This window comes from Phenylobacterium sp., from assembly GCF_036263695.1.
GTDB lineage: Bacteria > Pseudomonadota > Alphaproteobacteria > Caulobacterales > Caulobacteraceae > Phenylobacterium.
The window spans coordinates 1-7959 of sequence record NZ_DATAGM010000324.1; the positions used below are offsets into that span (position 1 = coordinate 1).

The 7959-nt window shown below is 69.9% G+C and carries 10 protein-coding genes and 1 tRNA gene; 5 read left to right on the plus strand and 6 right to left on the minus strand.

Annotated elements, in window-relative coordinates; genetic code table 11:
• Positions 1-276: hypothetical protein (locus VHK87_RS13245; RefSeq protein WP_329635368.1), on the plus strand; the 276-nt coding region annotated here is incomplete at its 5' end.
• A gap of 3 nt (positions 277-279) precedes the next feature.
• Here the strand turns inward: VHK87_RS13245 and VHK87_RS13250 are convergent.
• Positions 280-756: a cupin domain-containing protein gene (locus VHK87_RS13250; protein WP_329635369.1), complete on the minus strand. Its 477-nt coding sequence runs from the start codon at positions 754-756 to the stop codon at positions 280-282.
• 135 nt (positions 757-891) lie between these two features.
• On the opposite strand from VHK87_RS13250, the gene VHK87_RS13255 reads away from it, so the two are divergent.
• Positions 892-1143, plus strand: a complete 252-nt coding sequence (locus VHK87_RS13255; protein WP_329635370.1) for a hypothetical protein — start codon at positions 892-894, stop codon at positions 1141-1143.
• On the opposite strand, the gene VHK87_RS13260 is transcribed toward VHK87_RS13255, so the two are convergent.
• The 3 genes from VHK87_RS13260 to xth form a co-directional block, all read right to left on the minus strand.
• Positions 1144-1971, minus strand: coding sequence for an enoyl-CoA hydratase/isomerase family protein (locus tag VHK87_RS13260; RefSeq protein WP_329635371.1), 828 nt, complete (start codon positions 1969-1971; stop codon positions 1144-1146). It abuts the gene before it with no gap.
• Positions 1972-2051: 80 nt separating this feature from the next.
• Positions 2052-3296, minus strand: a complete 1245-nt coding sequence (locus tag VHK87_RS13265) for a DUF6880 family protein (RefSeq protein ID WP_329635372.1) — start codon at positions 3294-3296, stop codon at positions 2052-2054.
• 10 nt (positions 3297-3306) lie between these two features.
• Complete coding sequence (gene xth / locus VHK87_RS13270) at positions 3307-4158, minus strand: exodeoxyribonuclease III (protein WP_329635373.1); 852 nt, start codon at positions 4156-4158, stop codon at positions 3307-3309.
• A gap of 8 nt (positions 4159-4166) precedes the next feature.
• Here xth and VHK87_RS13275 point away from each other — a divergent pair, with 8 nt between their 5' ends.
• From VHK87_RS13275 to VHK87_RS13285, 3 genes are all read left to right on the plus strand, one after another.
• Positions 4167-4889: a DUF72 domain-containing protein gene (locus VHK87_RS13275; RefSeq protein WP_329635374.1), complete on the plus strand. Its 723-nt coding sequence runs from the start codon at positions 4167-4169 to the stop codon at positions 4887-4889.
• A 156-nt stretch (positions 4890-5045) separates the two neighbouring features.
• Complete coding sequence (locus VHK87_RS13280; RefSeq protein WP_329635375.1) at positions 5046-6179, plus strand: hypothetical protein; 1134 nt, start codon at positions 5046-5048, stop codon at positions 6177-6179.
• Positions 6180-6296: 117 nt separating this feature from the next.
• Positions 6297-6875, plus strand: coding sequence for a sigma-70 family RNA polymerase sigma factor (locus tag VHK87_RS13285; protein ID WP_329635376.1), 579 nt, complete (start codon positions 6297-6299; stop codon positions 6873-6875).
• A gap of 69 nt (positions 6876-6944) precedes the next feature.
• Here the strand turns inward: VHK87_RS13285 and VHK87_RS13290 are convergent.
• Both VHK87_RS13290 and VHK87_RS13295 read right to left on the minus strand, forming a co-directional pair.
• Positions 6945-7034: transfer RNA gene (locus tag VHK87_RS13290), tRNA-Ser, on the minus strand.
• A gap of 111 nt (positions 7035-7145) precedes the next feature.
• Positions 7146-7959 (minus strand): EAL domain-containing protein (locus VHK87_RS13295; protein ID WP_329635377.1); only part of this gene is annotated, 814 nt, incomplete at its 5' end.

Below are 7959 nucleotides of genomic sequence, written 5' to 3' on the forward strand. Positions count from 1 at the left end.
CCGGCCAATATTTCGCCCAACCGGCAAACCAAATGCGCGCGCTTCGGTTTGGCTGCCGTGTGGTCGAGAGTAGGGATGACCCCGCAGATTTTCGTCGTCGCGCCCTATGGGGCGAAATGGGGCGTCAGCTCCGGCGGCGAAGTGCTGGCGGTCGCGCGCACCGAGAAGGCGGCCAAGGATCTGGCCCGCAAGGCGGCCGCCGCGCTGCGGGCCGGCGAGGCCGCGCCGCCCAGCCACGTCCTCCGGCACGAGCGCCGCAGCTTCGTCAACAGCTGAGGCCTAGCGAGCGGGCCTGTGGATCGGATCGATCCAGGCCACGCCCTCCGGCGGCTCGGCCGGGTCGATATCCAAATTGACCACCACCGCTTCGGAATCGCTGCGGACCAACACGCACGACAGGGGCTCGCCCGGGGAGGCGTTGATCTCCTGGTGCGGCACGAACGGCGGCACATAGATGAAGTCGCCGGGCCCGGCCTCTGCGACGAACTCCAGCCGCTCGCCCCAGCGCATCCTGGCCCGCCCGCTCACCACATAGATGACGCTCTCCAGCGGGCCGTGGTGGTGCGGCCCGGTCTTGGCGCCGGCGTGAATGTGCACGGTTCCCGCCCACAGCTTCTGCGCGCCGACCCGCGCCCGATCGATGGCGGCCGCGCGGTGCATGCCCGGCGTCTGAGGCGTGTTGTCGTCGAGCTGATCGCCCGGGACCACCCGAACGCCGGTGTGCTTCCACCCGTCCGAGGGAGGCTGTTGCGACATGCCCACCAGCAGACGCCCGAGCCGCGCGCGTGGCAAGCCGGGCCGCTGCATCGGGGGGCAAATTGTCGCCGTCTGTCGCATTTCGACAGACAATCCTGACCGCCGTATGCAGTGTGAAGGCCAGGGAGGGGCTGCGTGGTCGAGCCGCTGCAGATCTGCGAGGGTGAAGAGGCGGCGCAGGACGCCGACCTCTCCTATGCCGTCGAGCTCTGGGACGCTCAGGGCGAGCGCCTCGAGGCCGTGCTCGGCCGCCTGCGCACCGCCAGCCTCGGATTCTCCTGCTACTACGGCGCCCTGCGCGAGTATGTCGACTGCCGGGTCGTGCTGAGGCAGGGCGACCATGTGGTGGCCGCCTTCAACCCGCCCCCGCGCGGTCCGGCCCGATAGCTAGCGCCCCTGGAAATCCGCCGGCCGCTTCTCGAGGAACGACGTCATCCCCTCTCGGAAGTCCTCGGTGCGGATCAGCTGCAGGAACTGCAGGTAGACGTGGTGGACGTGGTCGTTGAACGTCTCGTTCAGGCCCATCCGCATCAGCCGCTTGGCCGACTGAACCGCCAGCGGGGCGTTCTCGGCCATGGATCGGGCCAGCGCCCGCGCCGCCGAGGCGAGCTCGGCGTCCGGCACGACCTTGGAGGCCAGGCCGATCTCTACGCATTCCTGCGCCGACAGAGTGCGGCCGGTGAAGACGATCTCGGCCGCCTTCTCCCAGCCCAGGAGCCTCGGCAGGATCCAGGTCCCACCGGATTCCGGCACCACGCCCCGCTTTACGAAGGCCGGGGCCATCTTGGCGCTTTGCGCCATGATCCGCACGTCGCAGCCAAGGGCGGTGTCCATGCCGTAGCCGGCCGCAGCCCCGTTCAGGGCGCAGATGCTCGGTTTGTCCATGGCGTGCAGCACAGTGGGCGGGGAGTTGCGCAGGTCGATGTCCACCGACACCGCCCTGGCCTGGTTCTGCGAGCCGATCCCGTCGCCGGAGGTGGCGTCCACCAGGTCGAGGCCGGCGCAGAACGCCCGCCCGACGGCGGTGAGCACGACGACCCGCACCTCCTTGTCGGCATTGGCCTGCAACAGCAGCTCGGAAAGCCGCCGCAGCATCGGCCCGGAGATGGTGTTCATCTTCTCCGGCCGGTTGATGGTCAGGGTCGCGATCCCTTCGGAGACCTCGTACAGGACCTCGTCGGCGGCTGTGGCCGGCGGCTTCACGGGCGCGTTCATCGGCATCCTCCCTTTGTATGTTGGGGAGAGCTTAGCCCGCATGACCGGGGGTGAGGCTAGGGGGATGTTCGCACAGGCGCTCAGAGTGGGATCGAATCCGCCTCGGCGGTGAGCCGGTCGCAGGTGGCGAAGTCGCGGCGGCGGAAGGCGGCGGCGGCGGCCTTGCGCAGCAGCAGCTCGGCCGCCTCCGGGAAGCGCGCGCGCAGCCGCCCGGCCCAGAGCTCGGCCAGCTCGGCGGCGACCTCGGCGTCGTCCCGGCGGTTCAGGATCATGCGGGCCGCCTCCGGCAGCGCCGGCCAATCGATCAGGAATTGCAGGCCCGCCGTGAAATCCGGGCGCCCGGCCGCCAGGGCGAAGGCGCGCGCCTCGGCCTCCACGTCGTCGAAGCCGCCAAGCCGGGCGATGAAGGCTCTCGCCCGCTCCACGGACAACGTGCGCTCGAACGAGGCCCACAGCGCCGCCTGCGCCGCCGCTGTCTGGCCCGAGCGCTCCAGGTACTCGACCCAGGCGCTCTCCCACGCGAACAGCGGCGCGGCTCCCTTCCGGCCGGAAGTCGCCGGCGCCGCCTGGAGGACCTCGCCGGCCTCGTCCACTCGCCCCGCCGCCAGCAGGCGGGCGCCGACCTCGGCCGCGACCGGCTGGGTCGCCAGCTCGGCCGGCGTGAAGGTGGCGCGATAGGCGTCCACATTGCCCGACGCGTCAGCGAGGGCCCTCAGGCTCGGCAGCCAGCTTGCGGCGAAGGCGGGATGGTCGCTCAGCCGCCGCAGGGTCGCCTCCGCCAGCTCAGGACGGCCGTCGACCGCCAGGGGCAGCCACTGCGCCCAGTCGACCGGCGCAAGCGCCACCTGCTGCGCCAGCGTGCCGGCCAGGAAGCCCACGTCCGCAGACTCGGCGAGCCGCGAGAGGTCCCGCGCGGCATGGGCGAACGTCTCGGCCACCTGGCCGTCGGCGTCGCGGACCCGGGTGCGGATGCGCGGCGCGAGTTGCAGGAACTGGAACAGGCGATCGCGCGCGGCCGGCCCGTCCAGCTCCGCCAGCCGGCCGGCGATCAGGTCGCGCAGGCCCTTGAGGTCGCGCACGAAGGTGTTTCGCTGGCGCCAGGAGACGCGCGATCGGCTGGACTCCAGCGTCGCCAGCCGCCGGTCGATCTCCACCACCAGGTGATCGGCCCCCTGCTCGGCCGCCAGCTCCATGCGCAGCCGCCGCTTCAGCTCCGGGCGCGCCTGGGCGGCGCCGACGAGGATCTCCGCCAGCCGCTCGGCCCCCAGCCGCGCCAGGTTCTCGGGCGTGACCTTCTTCAGGCTGGCGGCCGTCGGGCGCTTCATAGTGGGGCTTTCAGAGGTCGAGCTCAATCCAGGTGGGCGCGTGATCGCTCGGCTTTTCCTTCGCACGCGCCTCCCGGTCCACCCCCGCCGCCCTCAGCCTTGGCGCCAGGTCCGGAGACAAGAGCAGGTGATCGATGCGCAGCCCCGCGTTCCTTGTGAACGCATTCCGGAAGTAATCCCAGAAAGTGTAGATCCGCTCGCCCGGATGCAGCTCCCGCAACGCGTCCGTCCACCCCTGCGCGACGAGACGTGCGTAGGCTTCGCGCACCTCCGGTCTGAAGAGGGCGTCGTCGCCCCACCGCTCCGGCGCGTAGACGTCGAGCTCGGTCGGCATCACGTTGAAGTCTCCCGCCAGGACGGTCGGCGCGCCGCTCTTCAACAGGCCGGCGGCGTGCGCCCGAAGCCGCTCGAACCAAGCGAGCTTGTATTCGAACTTGGGTCCTGGGGCGGGATTGCCATTGGGCAGGTAGAGACAGCCGATCACCAAGCCCTTCGCCTCGGCCTCGATATACCGGCTGTGCGCGTCGTCGGGATCTCCCGGCAAGGCGCGAGTGCGCTCGACCGGCGTATCCCCCCGCGAAAGGATCGCCACGCCGTTCCAGCTCTTTTGGCCGTGCCAGACGGCCCCGTAGCCAAGCGCCTTCAGCTCGGCTTCGGGAAAGCGCTCCGTGGGCGCCTTCAGCTCTTGCAGGCAGGCGATGTCCGGCGCGGCCTCTTCGAGCCATTCCAGGAGGCGCGGCAGGCGGGCGCCGACGCCATTGATGTTGAACGTGGCGATCTTCATGACCGCGGTGGAATGCGCCTGAGCGGCGGCCGGCTCCGCCGCGCCATCGCCGAACCGGCCGACGGGCGGCGCGTTCACCGGGCGCCATGACGCGGATCCGGATCGCCACAGCCGGCTGGAGCATACCCCGGTCGGTCGCCGAGGCCTTTCCGACGGAAGGCGCAGGCCTCCAGCGTTACGCCGCCCGCTTCGACGCGGTCGAGATCAACTCCACCTTCTACCGGGGGCACCGGGAGAGCACGTATGCCCGCTGGATCGCCGCCACGCCTGCAGACTTTCGCTTCGCCCTGAAGCTGCCCCGCGCCATCACGCACGAGGCGCGCCTGGTGAACGCCGCTCCAGCGCTCGGCGCCTTCCGGACCGAGGCTCTTCAGCTGCAGGACAAGCTGGGTCCGCTTCTGGTGCAGCTTCCACCGAGCCTCGTCTTCTCGCTCGAGGTTGCCGAGCAGTTCTTCGCAGACCTCCGCGAGCTGTGGCCGGAGGCCGTCGCCTGCGAGCCGCGTCACCCGAGCTGGTTCGGCGACGAGGCGGAGGCTCTGCTCAGAAGCTTCAGGATCGCCCGGGTTGCGGCCGACCCGGCCCGCCACCCGGCCGCCGGACAGCCTGGCGGGTGGAACGGCTTGGCCTACTGGCGGCTGCATGGATCGCCACGGATGTACTACTCGTCTTACGCGGACGCCGTGATCGCCGAGCTCGCCGCGCAGCTCCGCACTGTCGAGGCGCAGGAAACCTGGTGCGTATTCGACAACACCACTTCCGGCGCGGCCGCAGCGAACGCCTTGGCTTTGCAGGGCTTGATCAGCCGTTGATTGCGCCGCCGACGGCCGCCCGGCCCCACCGGCTGAACCTGAACCTCATGCAACTAACCGGTTCAGACGCGTTTCAGTGGGCAGGCGTCACAACAACAAGCACGCGCGCTCCTTCGGGCATCTGCTCCCCGGGGCGCGCAAGGACAAAGGACGATCATGACTAAGAACCGCACACTGATGGCGCTGCTCGCGGCCACCACCCTCGCCGCCGGCGTTCCGGCGGTCGCCAGCGCCCAGGACTGGGGCGTCAACCAGCGTCAGGCCCAGCTCGACCAGCGCATCGACGCCGGCGTCCGCAGCGGCCAGCTTACTGAGGCCGAAGCGGCCCGCCTGCGCGACGAGTTCCAGGACATCGCGCAACTGGAGCAGCGATATCGCTATGGCGGCCTGAACGCGGCCGAGCGGGCCGAACTTGATCGGCGGTTCGATCAGCTGTCGGCGAGCATCCGCGACGAGCGCCGCGACCGGCAGGCGGAACGTCCGGGCTCCGACGGCTGGCAGAACATCAACGAGCGCCAGGTCCAGCTCGATCAGCGGATCGACGCCGGCGTGCGCAGCGGCCAACTGACCGAGGCCGAGGCCGCCCGCCTGCAGGCGGAATTCCAGGACCTGTCGCGCCTGGAGCGCCGCTACCGCGCCGACGGCCTGACCCCAACCGAGCGGGCCGACCTCGACCGGCAGTTCGACCAGCTGTCGGCCCGCATCCGGGACGAGCGCCGGGACTGGCAGGCCGAACGCCCGGGCTCGGGCGAGTGGCAGAACCTTAATCAGCGCCAGGCGCGGCTGGAGCAGCGCATCGACGCCGGCGTCCGTAACGGCCAGCTGACCCAGGCCGAGGCGGCCCGGCTGCGGGCCGAGTTCCAGGACATCTTGCGGCTGGAGCGGCGCTATCGCCAGAATGGGCTGAGCCCCGCCGAACGGGCGGACCTCGACCAGCGCTTCGACCAGCTGGCGGCCAGCATCCGCGACGAGCGGCGCGACCGGCAGGCGGACCGTTGGGAGAACCTCAACGAGCGGCAGGCTCAGTTCCAGGATCGGCTGAACCGCGCCGTACAGGACCGCCGCCTGAACTCGCGCCAGGCGATGAACCTGCGGATGGAGTTCGATAACATCGCCCGTCTGGAGCAGAACTACCGTCGCGACGGCCTGAGCCGCGCCGAACGCGCCGACCTCGACATGCGCTTCGACCGCCTGCAGGCCAATTTCCGCGCCTCGGTCAACGCCTCCAGCTACGGCTACGGCTACGGCCAGGCCCCGAACCTGTTCGACTACCTGTTCGGTCTTCGCTAGGCGACGGACACGCGGGCGGCGCGCGAGCGCCGCCCCACCGCCTGAGCCGATTAGTTCGATCTGATCGGGAGCCTCTGCCCTGTTCAAGCGTTGCTATGGGCAACAGGGAGTTCCAGCATGGCGCAGACGAACGACTCGAAGGCCTTTGAGGCCGAGCTCATCGCCCTCATTCCCCACCTTCGCGCGTTCGGTCATTCGCTGGCGGGAAACGCGACCCAGGGCGAAGACCTGGCGCAAGACGCCCTGGCCAAGGCCTGGTCGGCCCGTGACAGCTTCGAGATGGGCACCAACATGAAGGCCTGGACCTTCATGATCCTGCGCAACATGTTCTACTCGGACAAGCGGCGCTCCTGGCGCTCGCAGCCCCTGGATCCGGAAACGGCCGAGCGCACCCTTATCGCCACGACCGGCGACACCGACCGTCTCGAACTCGATGAAGTCCGCCGCGCGCTGGGCATGCTGCCGCCCGCTCAACGGGAAGCGCTGATCCTCATCGGCGCCGCTGGCCTGTCGTACGAGGAAGCGGCCGAGGTCACCGGCTGCGCCGTCGGCACGGTGAAGAGCCGGGTCAGCCGGGCCCGGGACCATCTGGCGCTGCTGCTGGCCGAAGGCCAGCTGGTCAGCGACGGCGGCGAGCCGCACGCGGCCATGGACCTGATCCTCGCGCAGGTGAACAGCCTTCGCGCGGCGGCGTGAGGGTCAGAGCGCTGCGGCGCTCACTGCTCTAGGAAGGGGTCCTGCGCAGCCCGCGAAGGCGAAGCAGGATGGCGGAGAGGGAGGGATTCGAACCCTCGATACGGTTACCCGTATGCCGCATTTCGAGTGCGGTGCTTTCAACCACTCAGCCACCTCTCCTCAGGGCGTCTGCGAGGCCGCGCGAGGGCGGCCGCTGAGCGAAGGCGCGGAACCTAGCCATGAGCCTTGCCGCGCGCAAGTGTTCTGGAGAGTCGCAGGGTTAACGCCCCGCTAGGCGGCCGACCGGCGCCTCGACTTCGCCAGGCTGTCGATGTCTTCCGGCTCGCCGGGGCGGCCGAGGAAGTAGCCCTGCAGCTGGTTGCAGCCGGCGCTGATCAGGGCGGCGTGCTGTTCGGCGGTCTCGACGCCTTCGGCGGTGACCTCCAGGTCGAGGGCCTGGGCGAGCTGGATCATCGCGCGCACCAGCTTCTCCACCTCGGGGTTGGCGAGATTGGAGACGAAGGAGCGGTCGATCTTGATCCGGTCGACCGGATAGAGGTGCAGGTAGCTGAGCGACGAGTAGCCGGTGCCGAAGTCGTCCAGAGCCAGGGTGAAGCCCAGCTCGCGCAGGGTCCGCAGCAGCGTCTGGGTCTTGTCGTCGTTCTGCAGCAGGGCGCCTTCGGTGATCTCGATCTCGACCCGGCTGGGGTCGATGCCCGCATCCCTCATGATGCCGCACGTGCGCTCGAGGAAATCTGCCCGCGCCAGCTCCACGGGCGAGACGTTGACCGACAGGGTCAGGTCAGGCCAGCGGGCGGCGGCGGTGCGGCAGGCCTCGCGCATCACGAACTCGCCGATCTCGTGGATCAGGCCGCATTCCTCGGCCAGCGGGATGAACACCGCCGGCGAGACCATGCCGCGGCGCGGATGGTTCCAGCGGGCGAGGGCCTCGATGCTTTCCAGCCGACCGTCGGCGGCGAACCTGGGCTGATAGTGGACCTGCAGCAGCTCGTCGGACAGCGCCTCGCGCAGCTCGACCTCCATCTGCTGGCGAAGGCGCGCCTTCTCGTCCATTTCCTCGCCGTAGACGGTGTAGCGGCCGCGG

Excerpts from the sequence above, each read along its gene's own strand:
- VHK87_RS13250 (WP_329635369.1), bottom strand. The coding sequence starts at position 756 with ATGTCGCAACAGCCTCCCTCGGACGGGTGGAAGCACACCGGCGTTCGG.
- VHK87_RS13260 (WP_329635371.1), bottom strand. The coding sequence starts at position 1,971 with ATGAACGCGCCCGTGAAGCCGCCGGCCACAGCCGCCGACGAGGTCCTG.
- VHK87_RS13265 (WP_329635372.1), bottom strand. The coding sequence starts at position 3,296 with ATGAAGCGCCCGACGGCCGCCAGCCTGAAGAAGGTCACGCCCGAGAAC.
- VHK87_RS13275 (WP_329635374.1), top strand. The coding sequence starts at position 4,167 with ATGACGCGGATCCGGATCGCCACAGCCGGCTGGAGCATACCCCGGTCG.
- VHK87_RS13280 (WP_329635375.1), top strand. The coding sequence starts at position 5,046 with ATGACTAAGAACCGCACACTGATGGCGCTGCTCGCGGCCACCACCCTC.
- VHK87_RS13285 (WP_329635376.1), top strand. The coding sequence starts at position 6,297 with ATGGCGCAGACGAACGACTCGAAGGCCTTTGAGGCCGAGCTCATCGCC.